We start from the raw sequence: 21,135 nt of genomic DNA, 5'->3' as shown, positions 1-21,135 counted from the left end.
ACATCACCTTATCCTCTGTATCGGACTGCGAGTCCTTTTAAGAAGTTTCTGGCGAATTTATCTCCACACTCTTTATAATTTTTATGTCCCTCTTTTCGCAATAAAGCACCCAACTCACCTTTTGTCACTGTTAACCCTGCGTTTGCAAAAATATCCAGCATATCCTCCGTAGTTAAAGACAGTGCTATCTTCACTCTTTTTAGAAGGAGGTTATTAATATGTTCCCCTTTTTGAGAGGGTTGAGCTGGAGCATTAGGCATCCCTGGTTTAGGCTCTTGTACTCCCCTTTTATAAATAATGAGACCATTTAAAAAGGAATCGAACATACTAGTTGTACATTTAATTTGATCGTCATTTTCCTCTTCTTCGTCATCTGTCTTTTTCAGGATTTGCACCACTTCAGGTACCGTTACCTCGACACCGCCAAGATTAAAAATCTCCACCATTTCTTTATTTTTTATTTCTAGCGCATATCTCAAGCGAATAAGCATATCTTTAATTTCCATTTATGTAACTCCTTATATTAAATAATAGTACCTTTTTATAAAGCAACAGGCACTTAATTTTAGTATAACTAATAATACTTCGCAACAGTCTAGCCATATACAATTGATAAAAGAAAAAATTGGCTGATGGGAGTCAAGGTAAATGTACTCACATCAGCCAATTAATCACATATTCTTACTCAACTATGTCAGCATTTTTCTCAAAGAGATCAAGCATTTCACGCACTTCATCCGATGAATTTGTGCTCATCAATTGATTTCTTAGTTCACTTGCTCCTCTAAATCCTTTAACATATATCTTGAAAAAGCGATGCAGAGCTCGGAATGAGCGTGTCTCTAATTCTTGTGAATATTTGTCATGTAGATCAAGATGCAATCGCAAGAGATCAAGCAATTCTTTACTGCTATGTTCTTTTGGCTCTTTTTCAAATGCAAATGGGTTTTTAAAAATACCGCGCCCAATCATTACCCCATCAATACCATATTTTTCAGCAAGCTCCAAGCCAGTTTGATAGTCAGGAATATCTCCGTTAATCGTCAACAATGTATCTGGCGCTATTTCATCACGGAGCTTCTTAATCTCTGGAATCAGCTCCCAGTGAGCATCCACTTGGCTCATTTCCTTACGTGTACGCAAATGAATTGAAAGGTTAGCAATATCTTGTTTCAATATATGTGCTAGCCATTCCTTCCACTCTTCTACTTCTGTGTAGCCAAGTCTTGTTTTCACACTTACAGGCAATCCGCCTGCTTTTGCTGCTTGGATTATCTCTGCAGCGACATCTGGACGGAGGATAAGGCCGCTCCCCTTCCCCTTAGATGCCACATTAGGCACAGGACAGCCCATATTAATATCGACGCCACGAAACCCGAGTTCTGCCATTCCAATACTCATTTGGCGGAAATTTTCAGGTCTATCTCCCCATATATGTGCAACCATTGGCTGCTCATCTTCTGTAAAAGTCAAACGCCCGCGTACACTTTGCTTCCCATCTGGGTGACAGTAGCTCTCTGTGTTCGTAAACTCTGTAAAAAACACATCAGGTCTTGCTGCTTTGCTCACTACATGGCGAAATACTACATCCGTTACCTCTTCCATTGGTGCAAGTACAAAAAACGGTCGTGGCAGTTCACGCCAGAAATTATCTTTCATCATTACAATCAAATCCTCTCATTATGGATTAATTTTTTATGATCAAATGGTGGTTTTCTTTTTAAAATAAAAAACGCCCCTTACAGAGTGTAAGAAACGTTGATTTTACTGCATAAGCAGCATCATAATACCGGTGGCCGGGGTCGAACCGGCACTCCAAAGGAACACGATTTTGAGTCGTGCGCGTCTGCCAATTCCGCCACACCGGCATAATTGGAGCGGGTGATGGGAATCGAACCCACGACATCAGCTTGGAAGGCTGAGGTTTTACCATTAAACTACACCCGCGAAATATAATGGCGGTCCGGACGGGACTCGAACCCGCGACCTCCTGCGTGACAGGCAGGCATTCTAACCAACTGAACTACCGGACCAAACTATTAAATTAATGGAGGAGGAAAGGGGATTCGAACCCCTGCGCGGTTTGACCCGCCTGTCGGTTTTCAAGACCGATCCCTTCAGCCGGACTTGGGTATTCCTCCGTATTGGTGGAGCCTAGCGGGATCGAACCGCTGACCTCCTGCGTGCAAGGCAGGCGCTCTCCCAGCTGAGCTAAGGCCCCGTAAAATGCAAATGTATATGGCGCGCCCGAAAGGAGTCGAACCCATAACCTTCTGATCCGTAGTCAGACGCTCTATCCAATTGAGCTACGGGCGCATATTTTTGGAGCGGAAGACGAGGTTCGAACTCGCGACCCCCACCTTGGCAAGGTGGTGTTCTACCACTGAACTACTTCCGCTTAGAGTATTTAAATTAAATGGTGCGGGTGAAGGGAGTCGAACCCCCACGCCTTGCGGCGCTAGATCCTAAGTCTAGTGCGTCTGCCAATTCCGCCACACCCGCAAAATCTAATGGTGCCGACGAGAGGACTTGAACCCCCAACCTACTGATTACAAGTCAGTTGCTCTACCAATTGAGCTACATCGGCGCATTATGGTGGAGGATGACGGGATCGAACCGCCGACCCTCTGCTTGTAAGGCAGATGCTCTCCCAGCTGAGCTAATCCTCCATTATATTGGTGACCCATACGGGATTCGAACCCGTGTTACCGCCGTGAAAGGGCGGTGTCTTAACCGCTTGACCAATGGGCCGTTTCATTTTCTTCGCTGTCATGTATCAGCGACAAGGATTATTATATCTAGTATTTAAATGAGCGTCAATACATTTTTTAATATTTTTTATTTTTTTGTATCAACTTTTGACTCAGACTGTCTTTAGCACAAATTATTATACCAAAAAAAGAAGCTGAATTCCTTACATTCAACTTCTCCCTTCTACTTATATATATTTTCACTTAAAGTGAATAACTATTTGTTGTAAAACGGCGGCACCCGCAGCCACCCATGCTCATCTAAGTATTGCTTAACAGTTAGACCGGCAATGGTCTTCTTCATAATATATTTAGAAAAAAGCAAACCGACATCTGCACGGATAGATTCTGTAAGACCTCTTGCTGCATAATTTACTCCTGCTGCAAGATTATAAGAAAGGAGGTTGGCGGTCTCTTCATCATTCAGTTTTGCTCCTTCCGGGATGTCGCGAAAATCTCCGACTGGTTTTTCTGGGGTAGTCTGTGGGAGCGGAACTCCTTCTTTTGTCAAAAATTCTTTTAACTCATCACGCATCGGAATATGCACAGAATCGGTAGTATCCTTAATGATTGCTTTTAATTTTGGATCTTGAACGATGTTAACAGCAAGCTCTTCATTACGAAGGGTTGTTTCCGTTGCCAACAAATAAAACCACAGATTGCTGACTTCTAAGACATTTAATGGTCTTTTTTCACCGTCCAAAAATGGCTCAAACGCATCGTACATGACTTCAAACAATTTCATAAGTAAATCCCACCGTTCTTAAGTATGTTTTTGAGTTAGTTTGTCTATAAATTTTAAAAACATACTAAGAAAAATAAGTCTCTATCACCTTTTCTGCTGTCCTAACAGCTAAGGCTTGAGTTGTAAGGGTTGGATTAGCACCACCGAGACCATTAGCATGCACGCTGTTGTCAGCAATATAAAGCCGTTTTACTTGATAGGCCTCACAGTTTTCATCCACAACAGAGCCGATTCTCATCGTGCTTTCCATATGAATCATCATACCCTCCGGCCAATTGGAGCGCAAAATTTTTTTCGCTCCCGCCTTGCGTAATAGGTCTGCAGCCAGTACAGCAAGTTTTCTGCGCCGCTCGGCTGATTTTTTTGTAGCTCTATACCGGATAACTGGCACAAAACCATTCTCATCGGAAATACGCGGATCTAGTGCGACACCGTTTCTGTCATCCACTTCATCGTCTGTTGTTACCAATATACTTAAAGATCGAGCATAATTATCCATCAAGTAATGTAAAGTTTGTCCAACTGGCCGTCCCTCCATATCCCATGGTCTGTGATTGCTTCGCTCTTTTCTAACAGCATACCCATCTGTACTCAAGCCATAAAAGGAAGCGGTCAATCCTGGACTCATTCCAGCTGTCTGTAGTGCACCAAGTCCTGGATAGTCTAGCCTTGCTCCACAAGTGTTTCCTACATATGGTCTTATTTGCGTTGCTCCTATAACAGACAATAAATCTTTCTTTTCAAAGATTCCTGTAATCCAGTCCATATAATGTGTGACTAATCCTTTGCCAACAAACTCATTTTCTGGCAGGGATGAATTCAGCCAAAGTCGCGGAGTTTCTATACTGCCGCAAGCTAACACAACTACGGATGCGGTTAATTCTTCTTCTTGTCCTGTCCATGTATCTCTTATTCTTACACCGATTGCACGGAATTCAGTACCCTCCTTTTCGGTTAGGATTTTCACAGCGAACGCATTTGGCCTTATGCTTACATTACCTGTCCTTAAAGCGAGTGGAATATAACTTACATTCGTAGAGCGTTTAGCCATTTTTTCAATGGAAGGTCCATGAGCACAACCGTTAATACAATGTCCTGACAATGTACAGCCCTCCATCCAGGATAGCTCGACATCAGTAATATTGGGGTTAATGATTGCTTCGTTTGGTGGAAGAATGGCATTAGGCTGCGGTCGATATCCAGGCGAATAAATATCAAGCGATGGATTTAAATGCAGCCCGAGTTTTTTGGCACCGAAATAAAATAGTTCTTCCTTTGCCGTAACTGGCGCAAAGTTCACTGGTAAGGTTTCCTCTACCTTTTCATAATACGGGATAAGCTCCTTATACGAAAACGGCCATTTACCATCCACTGATTGCGGATAAGCTCGCGGACAGTTGGCTGTATAAACTTGCGTAGTGCCGCCAACGCCGGCACACTGCCATATCATTGCCTTTTGTTTAATATTCCGGAACCATTGCGCCTTGCTTCGGTCTGCCGGTCCAAAGCGATACCTTCCTGTCACTAAATCATTCATGTTCATTTCCTTCTTATCCATTAACTGCTTGTATAGATCAATGTCGAGATCAGATAAAGAGGAACTGCTTTCGCTGTTCGACTCCGTATTGGGTTGTGGCCATTTTTTATTGCCATACCAAGGACCAGCCTCCAAAACAAGCACCTTTAATCCTTTTTCTCCAAGCTCTTTCGCCATGACAGCCCCTCCTCCGCCAGACCCAATTACGATGACATCCTGCAACTTCATACTATCCCTCCTTTTTATGTGGCATAAGAGCTAAAAAACCGCGAAAATCCCGATAAGCATAAGCTGGTCCTGGATAGCCTGCCCGATGCCAGCCAATAGGGAAATATTCCATTTGCCGGTTTTCCGGAGGCAAAAAAGCAGTACTGCCATATCCCGTCCATTCGGAATAAAACCCGAAAAAAGTCAGCTGATGCAACACATCAACGATATTTTGAATAAGTCCTGGATTATTGTCATAAGGCGGTTTTAAATTTACCGGATTTATTTCTAGCCTTTCTATATATAAGATTGCGTTAAGCCTGTCTAATGGTGCTAATAACGTGTAAGGACCACCTTCAGGGAATGTATTACAGCAGAGCGGATATATATTTTTCTGAGATTGGACCAGATAAACTGCTCCACTATCTAGCAGTTCTGCTGTAGACTTAGCCATTGATGCAATCATCAACTGTTTTTTGACCTTTAGGGGCATGGACTGATTTAGTATCTGCATTAGATATTCGTAAACCTGCAGTTCAAAGGCACCTGGCTTGATAAACGAAGTGCTGTTGGGAAGGTAATATGCTTGAGGAGGAATAACTGCCTGTACAAATGCTTGAAAAGTGGATTTAGTATGAGCATCACTAATTTCTATACTAACCATTCGCTAACCCCTGTTTCTCATGTTTATCAAATAGTTTACTATCCTTAATATTATTCACCTCAAGGCTTGGCTATGTCATTGCCAATAGTAAAAGATAGGAAAAATTGTGTTTTCGGCCAATAAGGTTCATTCTTATCATCTCTTAAACAAGCACTTCCCCTTTCCTTCCCATAAATCTTTTACCGAAATCTCGTAATCCAGCGGTAATCAATATCTCACCCTTCTTTATATATAAAAAGGAAGTCTGGCTATTTATCAGCAAGACTTCCTTAAACAAGCAACTTATTTCACTGCACTGCTTCCCAATGCTCTTTTTTTCTTAATCGTAATTTTCACCTCTGAAACAACCAGTCCTGCTAATGTAAGTAGTATTCCCAATGCTGACAGCTTTGTCAGCTGTTCGTGCAGCACAAGCATAGACACTACGACTGTAATGACAGGTACCATATAAATATAAACACTCGTTTTTATTGCCCCAAGAATGTTGACAGCTGTATTCCATGTTACGAAGCAGACGGCAGAAGCTCCTATTCCAAGAAATAGAATATTGAATAGATAGATTGGATTAGCAAACCTGGCAAGCTCAAGCTTGAAATCAAAGAAAAACAATGTTGGCACCATAAGAAGCAGTCCGTAAAAGAATACTCTTTTTGTTGTCTGGATTGGATGATAGCCATAGCTTGAGATCTTTTTTGTCAGCACGGAGTAGGCTGCCCACGCAAATGTTGCGACAGCTGCCAGCATATCTCCAAGTGGATTTAGCTGAAAATTGGCCTTTCCATTATAGCTGATTAAAAAGATGCCAATCATCGCCATTGCAAAACCAACAAAAAAGTTTCCTTTTAAACGTTCATCTTTCAAAAACAGCATCGTCAGAACTGCTGTTGAAAACGGGACAATTCCGCTGATAACTCCCACATTAGAGGCCATTGTCATCGTTAAAGCGATATTTTCCAACAAATAATATAAGGTAACGCCACATAACCCGGCACAGATAAATAACAGCTCATGCTTTCTGTCTGCTACTTTCATCCTCGCTGGAAATATAATCAGCAGCATGATAAAGCCAATAGCAAACCGAAAAAACAAAATTTCAGTCGGTGTAAAACCTGTCAGTAAAACTTTAGTCGAAATAAAGGTAATGCCCCAGATAAAAATAGTCACTAGTGCTGCTATATGACCATTTGTAGTTTGATTTCTCATTTTTTGTCCTCGCCCTTTTCGTCATGCTTGTTTCTTATGTTGATAAATCTCCCGATACTGGCCCGGTGTCAGACCAATAAATTCAGTGAAAAAATTGCTGAAGTGGCTTTGGTCTGCAAACCCTGTCTCCATTGAAACATCTATTGGCTTACGCCCGCTCTCAAGCAGTTTTTTTGCCTCATTAATCCTAATAGTTTGTAAGTATCTATATGGAGTAATGCCAAAATTGCGTGTAAACGACCGCAAGAGCGTATATTTGTTCATATCACAAACCTCTGCTAAGTCAGTTAATGTTAAATGTTCTGTATAGTTTTTTTCCATATAGCGGCATACTGCATGCAGACGCTCATCTGTTGATGTACTTTCTTCATACTTAATGCTGCATTCTTTGATTAAATGTTCCATTAAAAAATAAAAGCTTTCTTCCTTTTCCAGCTCTTCATTGGTAGACATAATCATCTCATGCACTTCCTTTAACAGTGGTGCAAAGCTTGTTTGCACCAGAACAGGTGAAGTAAAGTAAGGAAGATAATCTACTCCCATAATTTCCTTAGCTACTTTCTTCATAATATCAGCATTAATATTCAAGCAGCGGTAATCTAACGCATTAAGATCAACTTGTTCACATGCATGATTATCAAGAGGATTAAAGATGACCATATCTCCTTTGTTAATAATAAATTCCTTATTTTTGCAAGTGAGTTTCCTTTGCCCATTTTCGATAAAGCCGATAACATAATATTCATGGAAATGGTTTGGGAATTTCTGCATGATCCCATCAAAATGGTATGCTTCCACCTGCAGCTGAGAATCAAATTTCACCATTCTTTTTTCCTTCAATGAGTCGTGCCTCCTTTTTCGTTCATTTTCTTAAAATTAGTGTAGCATAAGACTTTATAGCTGCTCTTGTATGATATTGACTAAAAGCCAAAAAAAAAAGCCATGCTTCTGATTCAAGAAGCAAAGCAATGAATTTACAGCTTGAATTTGTCTTTAATCAACGCAGCAACGTCTTTAGGGCTTTTATCTGTATTGTTTATTTTTAAATATTCTTCTTTTTGTATCTCTCCTTCACGGGAGTTTAATCGATATTTTTCCAGAGAGCTTTTTAGCTCTGATTCCGACCATTCAATATTTCTTTTTGTTGGCTTATGTTCTAATCTGTTCGGAGTTTTATTTCTGTATAGCCGTTCGTCGAGATCTGCTTCTAATTCGACGTAATAGACTGTTCCGCCTTGTTGTTTAAAAATATTAGAGATTTTTTCAACATAATTCCAATCTTCTTTCAAATTAAATGCCCACACATAGGTGAAAATTAATCCAGGTAAATCGCTTTTGGCGACTGTTTCAAAGATTTCCTGCCGAAAAAGATTTACAAGCCTGCTTCCTTCTTTCGTTCCATATCCGAAAAAATTACTGACTAAATCAATGCTCATATGATTGTGAAAAAGCTTTAAACCTGTAATGGCGGCTAACTCCTGGCCAACCGTCATCTTTCCAACAGCCTGCGGTCCAAATATAAGAACAAACTTCATGATGTATTCTTCCTTCCTACCTGATACTTATCGGGAATAAGACAGACTCACCGGAATGTTCCCTTGCCCCACACCTGCTTAAAGCTTTCCATTCTCTCCATCCCTGTAATCAATGGTTTCGCCTGATTAATTAGCGTTTGCACTCCTTCAAGGGATAAAGAAGCTTCGTGGGCGGCTTTACTGCTCCATACCTCATAAACATACACACTATCAAGTTCAGTTTCTGGCAGATTAATCGTATACAGTTGACAGCCTTCAACTGCCTCCATTTGCGATGCGGCTTCAATTAGAATGGCTGCAAGCATATCACGATTCTCTTCCCTAGCCGTAAACTTTCCTAATAATCCAAAATTCTCCATAGTTTATCCCTCTTCTCTATGCTATTTTTTCGCTTAAGATCTTTTTAAACGTTTTACTAAAATATACTGGCTGCTTTCCTTTGTAGGATGTTCACTAATGAGTCCAGCAATCTCATAGCCATGTTTCCGGTAAAATTCTGGGGCTTGGAAGCTGAAGGTATCCAGTTGAATATGGGTGCATTTGCATTCAATAGCACTTTCCTCGATTGTTTTGAGCAGGCTGCTGCCATATCCCTCCCCTCTTTTTTTCTCATCCACCCATAATGATTCGATTTGCAAATGATGCCAAAAAATCACTCCCGAAATACCGCCAACGATTTTTTCGTTATCATCTCTGGCAGTAAAGCAGAGTTTGTTAACTGGATGCTTTACCGCATCTGGCAAGCGGGAAAGATTGTATTCTATTACCCTCTTTCGGAGAAAATCACTATTTTCTTGATAAGATTCTCTGCAAATTTTCATTCTCCTTTTCACCCCATCGATCTTTCTATTTGTCCGACAAAGTTTTCAGTGCATCATGCATCCTATCCATATTGCTGTTACCAAATATATTCATATCATCCGAAAAAATTTTTCCCTTACTTTCTTCACAGGCTCGTAATTTTTGCAAGTGGCCATAGTCTTTGTTGGAATAATTCTCCACCAGATGGCTATATCCCTTCTACTAAAATAGAAATAAGTCATTCATCAATTGATGAATGACTTATAATGCTTTATTTCACTAACTCTGCTTTCCACTCAATGGTGTTAAGCTCTTCTATTAAAGCATCCACTTGATTTTTTGTCAGGTTCGCTTCTGGAAACTCTGCTAATTCCTGCAATGTTTTTGTTCTCATCGCAAAAATGCCTGGCGGCTTAGCAATCCATGGTGCATGCTTATCGAGAATAGCTGCTGATGATTGATGTGCTAGCACATCAATCAATCGTGAGTTCTTCGTAAATTCAACCATTAATCCGTTCTTGTTATCATATTGGAAATGATAGCTGCCAGATCCGATGGTTAACGTGACTGTATCATCCTTTTCCTTATACGTATAAATTCCATTTGCTTGTGCAAGCGGGTTGCCGCCTTCTGACACATTCGCTGTTTGTGCAAACGGCAAGACAATTTCTGCTGTTGTATTTGCTGGGATCTCTACTTTCAGTTCAATCTTGTCTGCTGTTATGCTCCAAGCGGATTGGATTCTGCCATACATCGACTCAAAAGCAGCTTTTGCATAGGTTAAGTGAATTCCGGCAAATGCTGGCTGTATGCGGATTCGTTTGTAGGCTGGCAGCTCTTCATCCATATCAAGGCCTGCAACTTTTCTGTACATCCAATCCCCGATTGCGCCGTAAGCATAATGATTAAAGGAATTCATATCATCGCTCCAAAACGAACCATCCTCTTTAATTCCATCCCAGTGCTCCCATATGGTTGTAGCCCCTTTTTTGACAGAATAAAGCCAGGAAGGATAGCCCTCTTGCAGCAATAGTTTAACAGCTGTTTCGTGATGACCTGCTTTTGAAAGAGCAAAGCATAAATACGGAGTTCCGACAAACCCTGTTGTCAAATGATAATTATTGTTAATAATGAGCTCGTTTAATTCATGTGCTGTGCGCTTTTTTACGCCTCCATCGACGAGATCGAAAGTCAATGCCAGAACATGGGCGGTTTGCGTCGGTGACACTAGCCTGCCAGATTTAGAGACAAATTCATGATTGAATGCTTCTATTATATTTTCAAGCAGCAAACCATAACTTTTAGCATCTTCCCATTTGCCAAGCACTTTAGCAGCATCACGCAGAATTCTCGTGGAGTGTGCATAAAAAGCTGTTGCAATAAAGTCCTTTGGTGTGGCACCGCTGTAGCTGCCTGACGGTGCATCAAGGGCAAGCCAATCACCGAAATTGAAGCCGACAATCCAGAGGTACTCATTTTCCCCTTGTCTGCGCATATACTCAACCCATGCCTTCATGCTGTCATATTGCTCTGCTAACAACCGCTTATCTCCGTATGCTTTGTAAACCTCCCATGGAATAATTGTTGCTGCATCACCCCAGGCTGCCGCATTGGCACCGCCGACTACAGCTGGAATAACAAAGGGAACTCCTCCATCTGGATGCTGCTCTGCCTTGAGGTCACGAAGCCACTTTGTGAAAAAAGGACCTCCATGATAATTGAACAAAGCCGTCTGTATAAATACTTGTGCATCACCAGTCCAGCCAAGGCGCTCGTCACGCTGCGGGCAGTCTGTCGGCACATCAAGAAAATTGCCTCTTTGCCCCCATTTAATATTTTCCTGAAGCTTGTTTACAAGCGGGTTGGAGCATTCAAACTCTCCAGTCGGCTCCATATCTGTATGGATGACTTCGCCTACAAAGTGCTCGAGAGAAAGCCCGTTTTCCTGGTTCGGATACCCTTCCACCCTCACATATCGAAAACCTTGGAAAGAAAAGTGCGGAGCATAGTTTTCCAGCCCGATTCCTTTTGCAATATATTCTACTTGCTGGTCTGCCTTGCGCAAATTGCCGAAGTATATGTTTCCGTCCTTATCCAGCACCTCTGCATGCTTTAAAATAATCTTCGTTCCTTTATCAGCCTTAACAAAAAAGCGAATTCTGCCGACCATGTTCTGCCCCATATCGATTACCGTCTCTCCTGAAGGAGTCGTAAATACCGCAATAGGCTTAATAACCTCGGTCACTTTTGTCTGCCAATTTTCTTGTGCAATCAGCTGACCTACAGGCATTTGTTGTTCTTGCACTAAAGACCAGCTGCTGTCATCAAAGTCAGGCAGACTGAAACCCTCCTCAAGTCTTGCATCATATTTTTCTCCTTGATAAATCTCTGAATATACAACAGGCCCTAATGCTGCTTTCCATGATGGATCTGTCACAATAATATCTTCCGTGCCATCATTGTATCTTACATGCAGCTCAAAAAATGCTGCTCGCCTGTCGCCGTATATATGACGCTTGTTTTCCCATGTCATATTCCCTTTATACCAGCCGTCTGCAAGCATGATGCCAAAGGCGTTCGGTCCCGATTGAAGTTGGGATGTGATATCATATGTCTGATATTGAAGACGTTTGTGATAGCTGGTCCAGCCGGGAGCAAACAGCTCATCACCGACACGCTCTCCATTTACATACAGCTCATACAGACCTAAGCCTGTGCCATATATGCGGGCAGATACAATGTCGTTTTGCAGCTGAAATTCTTTTCTTAGACAAAAAGCCGGCTCACTCAAACGGTCTATCACTTCTTCATCTGGTGTAATCCATTGTGCTTTCCAGTCATATTCGGCAAACAAAGCAGTCTCCCACCAAGCTGTTTCACTCCAAGCGGATTCGCGGCTTTTATTATCCCAGACTTTCACTCTGTAAAAATATCTAGTTCTTTCTTTTAGATCTGGACCTTCATATGGAAGATGCAAGGACGCTTGTGAGTGAATGATGCCTGTATTCCACAGTAATGTATCAAAAGTAGGATGTTCAGAAACTTGAATTTGGTAGGATTGCTGCAATGTTCCTCTTTCATCGGAAATGATTTTCCAGCTTAACCGTGGTTTTTTACAATCAATGCCGAGTGGATTTGTTCGGTACTCAGTTGTTAAGGATGCTGCTTTTAAGTGTGTCATAGTAACTTCCTTTCTAGTAAAATTTCTGTCATTATTAGAACTGCCTTTTCAGCCATGCGGCCGCTAAATCAAACCATGGCTGGCATGCTTCGTTTATGTGTTCAGCGTTGCCTGCTGTCGTTTCATCACTTAGCGACAATCCATGTACACCACTTTCAAATACATGTAATTCATAGGGAATATGATGCTTTGTTAGTTCTACAGCAAAAACTAAAGCATTTTCTGCGTAAACTAAATCATCATCGGCTGTATGCCATAGGAAGACAGGCGGTGTATTTATAGTGACATAACGGGCAGGACTTGCTTCTCTTAGCTGTTGGTCAGTAGGTGTGGTTGTATCGAAAACTGCCTTGCTTGATATTTCCCAAAAGCTTTTTTTATTCTCATCCGCATCACGCTCTACTTTTGCTTTCATCCATTCATAATCAAGGAGCGGATATCCTAATATAACAGCATTTGGCTTAAATAAATCGCTGCTTGCTTTAATAGACTCTTGGAGGAAGCTGTCTTGCCAATGAACAGCCATGCTTGCTGCCAAATGACCACCAGCAGAAAAGCCGCATAAAGCAATGGCATCTGGATTTACAAGCCATTCTTTCGCATTTCTTCTTACTAAAGATATCGCTTTCGCTAAATCAAGTAATGGATTGGGATAGAGAGAGCGCTCATTTACCTCCGGTAGCTGTTTGAAATCTTTCACCCACTCACGAAAGTACGTATTGTAGCGCAACACAAATGTATGGTAGCCTTTTGAAGCAAACCGTAAAGCAATCGGTTCTGCCTCTCTGTCAGATGTATTTAAATAACCCCCTCCTGGGCAAATAATAACAGCAGGACGCTTTTTATCTGTTTGAAATTCTTGAGAATTCTCTAGCAGATAGGCAGTCAAGGTAACATGAGCATTATCTTCCCATAACTGAATCTTTTCGATTTTCATACATGCTTCTCCCCTTTGGCAGCTTTATGCGTCACTTTCCTTAAAGGGATGAATAGATATTCATCCCAATCAACATTTAGGAAACGACGATTTCATCCATAGGTTCGTCATCAACATCCCCTTTTCCTTCCATTTCTGGAATCGGAAGAACAGCGATAGCAGAGAGAATGGAAAACACAGCGAGCACTAGGAAAAACAGCGTGTATCCATCACCGCCAAATGTACTTGCACCAAAAGCAATCAGAGCTGGAGCTGCAAAGCTGACTAATGTGGAGGCCATATTTGTTGTTGTATTCATGATAGAAATATCTTTCGCCGCATTTTCCTTAGAAGGCAGGATGCGGTTTACAAGGGCATTATCGACAGCATTGTACATACCGAACCCAAAGTTAAAGATGAAATTACCGATAATAACCCATGCCACGCTTGTGGAGAATGCAAAGGCAACAAGGCACAGTGCGGTAACTAGGGCCGCTCCCATTACAAACGGCTTTTGCTTTTTCACTTTATCTGATAAAAACCCGCCGAGAATGCCGGCTCCAACCATCATGATAATCGTAGGCGCAGTCAGCCCCATAATTTGAAAAATTTCCGCTTCGCTTAAATGAAATCTGGCAATATAAAACAAAGTGAGCATATTCAATCCTGCATTGGAGAAATTGATGAACAGCTTTGTTAAAAGGGCCCAAGTATATGCAGGATACTGTTTATAGCTCGGATAAAAGCCGCGAATACCAAGGTTTTTTTTGCTGATTGTGGCTGTTTTCGCCAAATAATTATCCTTAATTAAAAGTGCCGCCGTTATTCCGCCGATCAGCTGGACAATAATCAATGCAATCATCTTTTGTTCAATCGTTGAATTGGCGAGCACCCCCATCAGCATTTGACCAGACATAACTAACGCAGGTCCAGCGGCTCCAATCAAACCTGACACACGGCCGAATTTATCCGGATCTACCTGCTCTGGAACTATTGCATAACTGGAAAGGGAAACCATGCCGTAAAAGAAATTCACCAAGCATAAAGAAATAATGAATATAGGAATGGATGATGCAAAGGTAAGCATCAGCATGGAAATCGCACCAAGAATGCTTCCTGCTACCATCCAAAATCTTCTTCTCCCCATTTTGAGCCTTGTCTTATCAGCAATCACCCCTCCAAACAATCCAAAAATAACAATGGCAATTCCTGTAATCCCTGATGCCGTTCCATAAACAGCAGTCGCATCCTCTGAACCTACAATTCTTATTACAATAAAAGTAGAAAGACCAAATCCTAATAATACTAGTGGTGCGATAGCAGTACCGACACCAAGCATTGCCGCTACTATCAACCTCTTAAACGGTGTCCTTTTCCAGCCAACTGTCTCCATCATTTTCCCTCCAACTTTGTCCTTAGTATTGTTTTTTCACATTATAGCAAGCGCTTTCAAACGAATGAATGAGATAATCAAAGAATATTTTTGCTTGATTCAAAGATTATCGAATAATAACTATAATAAGAAGCTTGCTCCCTAAAAGCTTGGGAGCAAGTGGTAAGGTCAATTGTTAACAAGGGAGCAGGTTTGAGCGATTTGGCCAAGGTATTTGGCGCTTTCTTTTACCGTCCTTTTTTGTGTAGTGCGGTCTACCTCAATTAATCCGAATTTTTTGGAGTAACCTGAATTCCACTCATAATTATCAAAAGTGGACCAATGCAAATAACCTCTTATATCAATACCATCCTCTATACAAGCCTGAACACCCTCTAATCCTCTGCGGATAAATTCTACACGTCTTTCATCATTGTCTGTAGCAATGCCATGCTCTGTAATAATGATTGGAATGGTGATGGCAGCTGATACTTTGCGAATGACATTTGCCAAGCCTTCCGGATAATATTCATAGCCCATTTGTGTTCGTTCTGCATGCTCTGTCAGCACTTGACCATTTGGACCGTACACTTCTCTCGTGTAGTTTTGCAGACCAAAAAAGTCATCACCTGCCATCATCGGCAAGTATTGTTCAAAATAGCTATGCCATTTTTCCGCAGCTATTTTCTCGCCCCCTGTGATGGATTGTACATCAGACAGCGCCATGGAAAAGCCAACTAATGTGTCAGGAGAAATATCCTTGATCACTTGGCGCGCTTTAACATGAGCTTTGTGGAGAAGCTTCATCGATTTCTCATCAGATATCATATGGAAAGTAAAATACTTGTCTGTTGTCGTACCACAACGTTCAGCTGCAGCCTCGCGCCATTTAGGCGCTGTCCATGCATCTTGATCAATTCCGACCGGCGGAATAAACCCAATGCCCGTAAACAGCTCACGAAGCATGACAGGCAGATTCACCTCATTCATCGTCAAAACATACGGAATTAAATGACCGAGCTCACGGAATACTGTTTCACAGTAGTTGGCAAAGCGTTCAGGTACATCTGGGCTTGCCCAGCCGCCAAATTGCATCAGCCATTTTGGTGATGTAAAGTGATGCATCGCGACAAAAGGTGTCATATTATTGGCATAGCATGTTTCAAGAACGTCCCGATAATGATCCAAGGCAGCTTGTGAATACTGTCCTGGCTCTGGCTCAATTCTCGACCATTCTATAGAAAAGCGGAACACTTTTAAGCCAAGGCTTGCCATTAGGGCGATATCTTCTTTATAAAGATTGTAATGGTCGATTGCATCCCCCGATTTTTCTTGATACGGCGAGCCTTCGACTTGCTCCTCTGCCCAAAAATCACTGTTATCGTTATTGCCCTCCACCTGATGGCCTGCCGTTGCTGAGCCCCAGAGGAATTGCTTTGGAAATGAAAAACTCATCATGTATACACCCCTAATATCTTTTGCTTACTCTTATGTCTTTTATTGTAGCAAGCGTTTTCAATTGATTTAATGGCAAATACAAAGGAAATGTTTGCTCGATTCAAAGATATTAGGTAGTTAAGAGACTTAAGTTATCATTAACGGTTTTGCTCTCTGTACTCCTTTGGTGTCTGAAGGAAAATTTCGTTGAATTTTTTATAAAAAAAAGAAACGCTTGAATAACCAACCTCTTCGGCAATGTCTGGAATCGGCATATCCGAATTCGTCAAATAAAGCGCAGCCTTATTAATCCGCTGAATTTGCAGCAAATCAGTGAACGACTTGCCAGTAGCTTTTTTTAGAATAGCAGAAATATAGTTAGGGTGATATTTAAATTGCTCTGCCATTAAAGCAAGGCTGCAGTCCTTCCAATGGTTTTCGATATACTTCAAAAAATCAACAATAATTACGTCTCTTTCTGTTCGATGGTTCATCTTCATGCTTGTATAGCTGTTGCTGTGCCGGATCAACTCCGTAAACATAATAAACAAATAGGCATCTATCAAGCCTGATGTAAAAGCATCTTCATCAAAATACTCACACATAATATGCTCCATAATGTTATTAAAGTTGGAGCTAGCTTCAAACGGAAAAAAAAGATATTTATTAGCACTTCTGCTGCCGATGAGAGAGTCGACTAAAAACTGTGAGATAATACTTTTATTTGTAAATCTGCTCAAGAAATTCGTCGACAAGTAATCATGCTTCAGCTTAATTTCAATCACAATATCATAGCTTGTCGTCGCCTGTACCGTATGAGGAGTATTTTTGTCTATCATAATCATACCTCCTTCCAGAATATCGATGGCATCATCTTGAAGAATGATTTTGCATTTGCCCTGATACACATATATCAGCTCAATATATTGATGAATATGCATGGGAACATATGCATTTGCAGGACATTGGGACAGGAAGATATTATCTTCAATCGGATTATGTGATGGATCAAATATCATATTAAATTCATACAACGGCTCGCCATTAATTGTCGCAATCGGTTCAACCTGATAAGTAGTTTTGATAAAATTCCAGTCTGGAGGGTCCATCTTATTATAGCTTTCAAGCTTTGCTCTTAATTCAGCACTATTCACAGGCAGGCTCCTTTTTAGTAGATTTAGACATATTTCTTTGTTTGTTTTTATTTTCTTTTGTTTTTCCTTCAAATATATCATATAAACCTCTAAAACACTCACAAATAAAAATATTTTTATGGCCTTTGCTCCCTTGGCTCTGTTACTCCAACTATATGAATAGACTTCTTGTTTATCATAGCTTGGATTACACCACTTGCTATCTCCTTATTCGTCAGCCAGCGTGAATGACCATCATCCATCATAAAGCCTAGCTGAATTTGATGATATATCATATTTCGCTTGTCTGTAAGCCTGCTTTGCAAGACTTGCAAATCTGCATTACTTCCTAGCACATGAAATAACTGCCAAGTGCTTGAATCCTTAGAAACTGTATCTATAATAAGGTTAACAGCTTCTTCTGCATAAGAATGAATCCAAGCAACCACTAACTCAATATTGGTATGAATACGAATAGTATTTCGCAATTCTGACTCTAGATCTTCTAGCTTGCTGTAATCAACCAAAATTGGATGAATGATAGAATTTGGACAAATGGTTCTGATCTCGTCCATTCTATGTTTATTTCTTCCGATTACAGAGACGATATAACCCTGTTTTGCCAGCCAAATCGTTACTTCCGAAAGCATTCCTTTCCCGCCTACTACTAATGCATGCTTCATTCATTCCCGCTCCTTATTATTTTGTTTGTAAAAAAGGCACCTGCAAATTAAAAGAACCATGGTCTTTTTAATTGCAGGTGCACATGTTTATTTATACCAGTCAGCTTGCTCCATATGAACAAATGGGATATCTGTATCAATCAAGCCTTCGACCTTTTCAATCGGCAAGTCTTCTCCTTTAAGCCAGTTTGAAAAATTGAATTCAATTGGGTCTTGGTCACCGCCAAGTGCAAACCAAGCTTTTCCTTCCTTAGGGAAATAAGCAGAAGTATGAATGGTTCCAGCCCAAGCTCCATACAAATTGGAGAATATGCCTGCATTGGAGTCATTCAACAAACTGAAGGCTTCCTTTCCACCTATCAAACTGGTTTGATGGGTCTCGATAATTTCGAGGCGTCTTTTCGAATCATCTAGAACATGGCGGTTTTCTTCTGTCATAATATTAAAATGGTTTGTACAAGAAAAGCCTCTTCTCACTTCCACTCTTCTTGGAGAGGTTTCCACTATAAATGGTGTTTCACAGCTTCTGTCAAACAATACATAGCTAAAGGAATGACGGTGGGGAATTTCTTTGAGCAAAGCGGCCGCCTCTTCTGCCGTACTGCAAAGCTCTAAGATGAGCCTGCCGATCATATTGCACACAAAGCCCGTGCCCGGTTTCTTCCTGTTCATGAAATTATAGCCCATCGTCAAGCCTTGTTCATTCATGCCATCCATTCTGCCTGTGCCTCTTTGGCTTGGACCGATGATGGCATATCCTCCGTCAGTCGGCTTAAAAATGGTATAGCGGCCATCATATGTTTTTGGATGATAATCATAGTTTCGGATTAAATAATCACCGCCGACATAAATTGAACAGCCTGACTTGTCAATATCAAGACGATAGCCGCAAAATTCAAGGAGCACCTTGTCCATCGGCCATCCTAATGCATCACGAAAGCCTTCAAATTCCTCCCAGATTAACGGGGCGAATTTAGCAAAGATAAGTCGGGTTTCCTCGATATCTATCTTGAATTTCGGCTTTCTTACCTTCCATTGCCTTTCCCTGTTCTTTACAAGGATTGATTCTTTAAAATATTCTCCTTGCTTATAACCAAAGTCATAATGTGTTCCACGAAATTGCATGACATCTGCATAAACTTTTTTCATCTCATATCCCCCATCTCTGCTATTCTTTAGCATACTTGGAAAAGGAGGGAAATGGAAGAGATATACTTTTAACCTGAAAAACCAGTCCCCAATTATTGGAGACTGGCAATCAATTATACTTTGAACTTGCTGATTACTTCTTTTAAGTCCTCTGCTAAATGAGACAAAGCTTGAGCAGATGCAGCAATTTCTTCCATGGATGCTAGCTGCTCCTCTGCTGAGGCGGCAACATTTTGTGAATGCATCGATGTTTGTCCAGAAATATTTTGTATCTCTGAAACAGTTGTCGCCACTTCTTGTGTGCCTGCAGCAAGTATTTCCGAAGTATGAGCCATTCCTTCAATTTGCTCTGTAAGATTTTGCATAAAGTCCATAATTTCTGTAAAGTTCGCTTTCGTCTGCTCGACGATTTCCAAGCCCTCTTTTACATCCAATGTCACTTGTTCCATTGACGCATTAGATTGGACCATATCTGCTTGGATTGTCTTAATAAGTGCTGATATTTGAGCAGAAGATGCTTGAGACTGTTCGGCAAGCTTTCTGACTTCATCTGCAACAACAGCAAAGCCTTTTCCGTTTTCCCCTGCTCTGGCAGCCTCAATTGCAGCATTCAACGCTAGTAAATTTGTCTGATTAGCGATATCTGTAATCACATTAGTAATTTTCTCGATTTCTTGTGAACGGGAGTCCAAATTTTTAATCGCTTCCCCTGTTTTGGCAACAGAATGATTGATTTCAGTGATTTTCTGAACCGTTTTATCCACATACAGTCCGCCATTCTTCGCTTTTTCAGTCGCCTTCAAGCCGACATCGGAAACTGCTTGAGCATTATCAGCAATTGATTGAATGCCTTCTGTTACTTCAACAAGAGCAGCAGCACTGTCTTGTACATTTGATGCTGATTGGTCTGCACCATTTGCGACCTGCTGGATTGATTCTGTAATTACTTCTGTCGCTTTGCTTGTTTCTTCTGAGCTTGCCGTCAGCTGTTCTGAAGAAGAAGCTAACTGTTCAGATGTTGAGATAACTTCATTCATCATCGATTTTAAACTGTCTGTCATTTTATTATAGCTTACAGATAATAGGCTCAGCTCATCAGTCGATTTATCCTCCACTTTTGAAGTAAAATCGCCGTTGCCTGCCAACTCCAAGGCTGCAGTAAGCTTTTTCAGTCTTTTTCTTATTGAATTTGTAAATAAAAGAACGACTGCCACTGCAATAACAACCATAATGATTAATACAATCACAAATTTCGTTAAGAAAGAAGACAGGATATTATCAATCATTTCTTCTGAGGCACCAACATACATGATACCTACAACTTCCCCTGCTGCATTTTTCAGAGGCATATAGGCTGTCTGATAGTTTTTCCCGACTACATTTGCTTCGCCGTAGTATGTTTCTCCATTATTAATAACGGTGTCAATTACTTCTTGTGATGCTTGTGTACCTGTTGCCCGCTTGCCGTCTGTCATTACATTCGTCGCAATTCTTGTATCACCTAAGAAGAATGTAACTGTATCGTGCGTGTCCTTGCCAATTATGTCGACTAATTCATTATTATCATTGATTATTGTCTCGCCTTTTAAAAGCTTATCTCCGTCCGCTTTCCACTCGCCAGGGTATTCACTATTTACATAGTTATAACTAAGCGCAAGATCACCTTTTGCTTTTTCTGTTGCAAACTCCTTTATTCCCCTTGTAATCTCACTATTTGCCACATACCCGACTACCACGGATAAAACAATAATAATGGCAACAACAATTAAGTTAATCTTTGTGCCTAATTTCATCTTAAGCTGTAATTTCATACACTTTCCCA

General features: G+C 41.0%; 18 protein-coding genes and 11 tRNA genes. All 29 read right to left on the bottom strand.

The genetic code is table 11. The annotated features are described in order from the left end of the window. Positions 1-8: 8 nt before the first annotated feature. The 29 genes from L8T27_RS07740 to L8T27_RS07600 all read right to left on the bottom strand — a co-directional run bounded on the left by L8T27_RS07740 (position 9) and on the right by L8T27_RS07600 (position 21,124). Positions 9-506: a YehS family protein gene (locus L8T27_RS07740; RefSeq protein WP_233314298.1), complete on the bottom strand. Its 498-nt coding sequence runs from the start codon at positions 504-506 to the stop codon at positions 9-11. 175 nt (positions 507-681) lie between these two features. Continuing rightward, positions 682-1,659, bottom strand: a complete 978-nt coding sequence (locus L8T27_RS07735; RefSeq protein WP_233314776.1) for a tRNA dihydrouridine synthase — start codon at positions 1,657-1,659, stop codon at positions 682-684. 128 nt (positions 1,660-1,787) lie between these two features. Continuing rightward, positions 1,788-1,868 (bottom strand) — tRNA-Leu (locus L8T27_RS07730). Positions 1,869-1,873: 5 nt separating this feature from the next. Next, a tRNA-Gly gene (locus tag L8T27_RS07725) sits at positions 1,874-1,947 on the bottom strand. 9 nt (positions 1,948-1,956) lie between these two features. Continuing rightward, positions 1,957-2,033 (bottom strand) — tRNA-Asp (locus tag L8T27_RS07720). 15 nt (positions 2,034-2,048) lie between these two features. After that, positions 2,049-2,141: transfer RNA gene (locus tag L8T27_RS07715), tRNA-Ser, on the bottom strand. A gap of 4 nt (positions 2,142-2,145) precedes the next feature. Beyond that, positions 2,146-2,221 (bottom strand) — tRNA-Ala (locus L8T27_RS07710). A gap of 18 nt (positions 2,222-2,239) precedes the next feature. Then, positions 2,240-2,316, bottom strand: a tRNA-Arg gene (locus L8T27_RS07705). A gap of 7 nt (positions 2,317-2,323) precedes the next feature. After that, a tRNA-Gly gene (locus L8T27_RS07700) sits at positions 2,324-2,398 on the bottom strand. A gap of 19 nt (positions 2,399-2,417) precedes the next feature. Continuing rightward, a tRNA-Leu gene (locus L8T27_RS07695) sits at positions 2,418-2,502 on the bottom strand. A gap of 9 nt (positions 2,503-2,511) precedes the next feature. Then, positions 2,512-2,587 (bottom strand) — tRNA-Thr (locus L8T27_RS07690). 6 nt (positions 2,588-2,593) lie between these two features. Then, positions 2,594-2,669 (bottom strand) — tRNA-Val (locus tag L8T27_RS07685). Between the two features lie 7 nt (positions 2,670-2,676). Further along, positions 2,677-2,751 (bottom strand) — tRNA-Glu (locus tag L8T27_RS07680). A gap of 216 nt (positions 2,752-2,967) precedes the next feature. Continuing rightward, positions 2,968-3,495, bottom strand: coding sequence for a DUF3231 family protein (locus L8T27_RS07675; RefSeq protein ID WP_233314299.1), 528 nt, complete (start codon positions 3,493-3,495; stop codon positions 2,968-2,970). 64 nt (positions 3,496-3,559) lie between these two features. Then, positions 3,560-5,260 carry a GMC family oxidoreductase N-terminal domain-containing protein gene (locus L8T27_RS07670; protein WP_237941220.1) on the bottom strand — a complete coding sequence of 567 codons (1,701 nt, stop codon included), beginning with the start codon at positions 5,258-5,260 and terminating at the stop codon, positions 3,560-3,562. A gap of 1 nt (position 5,261) precedes the next feature. Next, positions 5,262-5,903 (bottom strand): hypothetical protein, encoded by a 642-nt coding sequence (locus tag L8T27_RS07665; protein WP_237941219.1) that lies wholly within the window; start codon positions 5,901-5,903, stop codon positions 5,262-5,264. Between the two features lie 282 nt (positions 5,904-6,185). Continuing rightward, a complete protein-coding gene (locus L8T27_RS07660) occupies positions 6,186-7,106 on the bottom strand; it encodes a DMT family transporter (RefSeq protein ID WP_237941218.1) in 921 nt (306 codons plus the stop codon). Positions 7,107-7,127: 21 nt separating this feature from the next. Further along, positions 7,128-7,931, bottom strand: coding sequence for a helix-turn-helix domain-containing protein (locus tag L8T27_RS07655; RefSeq protein ID WP_233314777.1), 804 nt, complete (start codon positions 7,929-7,931; stop codon positions 7,128-7,130). A gap of 149 nt (positions 7,932-8,080) precedes the next feature. Then, positions 8,081-8,641, bottom strand: coding sequence for a DEAD/DEAH box helicase family protein (locus tag L8T27_RS07650; protein WP_233314303.1), 561 nt, complete (start codon positions 8,639-8,641; stop codon positions 8,081-8,083). Positions 8,642-8,688: 47 nt separating this feature from the next. After that, positions 8,689-9,000 carry a putative quinol monooxygenase gene (locus L8T27_RS07645; RefSeq protein WP_233314304.1) on the bottom strand — a complete coding sequence of 104 codons (312 nt, stop codon included), beginning with the start codon at positions 8,998-9,000 and terminating at the stop codon, positions 8,689-8,691. A 33-nt stretch (positions 9,001-9,033) separates the two neighbouring features. Beyond that, complete coding sequence (locus tag L8T27_RS07640; RefSeq protein WP_237941217.1) at positions 9,034-9,462, bottom strand: GNAT family N-acetyltransferase; 429 nt, start codon at positions 9,460-9,462, stop codon at positions 9,034-9,036. 251 nt (positions 9,463-9,713) lie between these two features. Then, positions 9,714-12,623, bottom strand: coding sequence for an alpha-L-rhamnosidase (locus tag L8T27_RS07635; protein WP_237941216.1), 2,910 nt, complete (start codon positions 12,621-12,623; stop codon positions 9,714-9,716). Between the two features lie 34 nt (positions 12,624-12,657). Continuing rightward, on the bottom strand, positions 12,658-13,560 hold the full coding sequence (locus L8T27_RS07630; protein WP_237941215.1) for an alpha/beta hydrolase: 903 nt from the start codon (positions 13,558-13,560) through the stop codon (positions 12,658-12,660). A gap of 76 nt (positions 13,561-13,636) precedes the next feature. Then, positions 13,637-14,935: an MFS transporter gene (locus L8T27_RS07625; protein WP_237941214.1), complete on the bottom strand. Its 1,299-nt coding sequence runs from the start codon at positions 14,933-14,935 to the stop codon at positions 13,637-13,639. A 165-nt stretch (positions 14,936-15,100) separates the two neighbouring features. Continuing rightward, complete coding sequence (locus L8T27_RS07620) at positions 15,101-16,369, bottom strand: glycoside hydrolase family 1 protein (protein WP_237941213.1); 1,269 nt, start codon at positions 16,367-16,369, stop codon at positions 15,101-15,103. A gap of 137 nt (positions 16,370-16,506) precedes the next feature. Continuing rightward, complete coding sequence (locus tag L8T27_RS07615; protein WP_237941212.1) at positions 16,507-17,502, bottom strand: AraC family transcriptional regulator; 996 nt, start codon at positions 17,500-17,502, stop codon at positions 16,507-16,509. Positions 17,503-17,618: 116 nt separating this feature from the next. Then, a complete protein-coding gene (locus L8T27_RS07610; protein ID WP_237941211.1) occupies positions 17,619-18,164 on the bottom strand; it encodes a Rossmann-fold NAD(P)-binding domain-containing protein in 546 nt (181 codons plus the stop codon). A gap of 87 nt (positions 18,165-18,251) precedes the next feature. Next, the gene (locus L8T27_RS07605) at positions 18,252-19,313 is read right to left on the bottom strand and encodes a C45 family autoproteolytic acyltransferase/hydrolase (RefSeq protein ID WP_233314312.1); all 1,062 of its coding nucleotides are present in this window, start codon (positions 19,311-19,313) and stop codon (positions 18,252-18,254) included. A gap of 113 nt (positions 19,314-19,426) precedes the next feature. Beyond that, positions 19,427-21,124 (bottom strand): methyl-accepting chemotaxis protein, encoded by a 1,698-nt coding sequence (locus L8T27_RS07600; RefSeq protein WP_233314313.1) that lies wholly within the window; start codon positions 21,122-21,124, stop codon positions 19,427-19,429. Between the last annotated feature and the right edge of the window lie 11 nt (positions 21,125-21,135).

It is taken from the genome of Niallia sp. Man26 (assembly GCF_022049065.2).
GTDB lineage: Bacteria > Bacillota > Bacilli > Bacillales > Cytobacillaceae > Niallia.
This window is presented reverse-complemented; position numbering and strand designations above follow the sequence as displayed.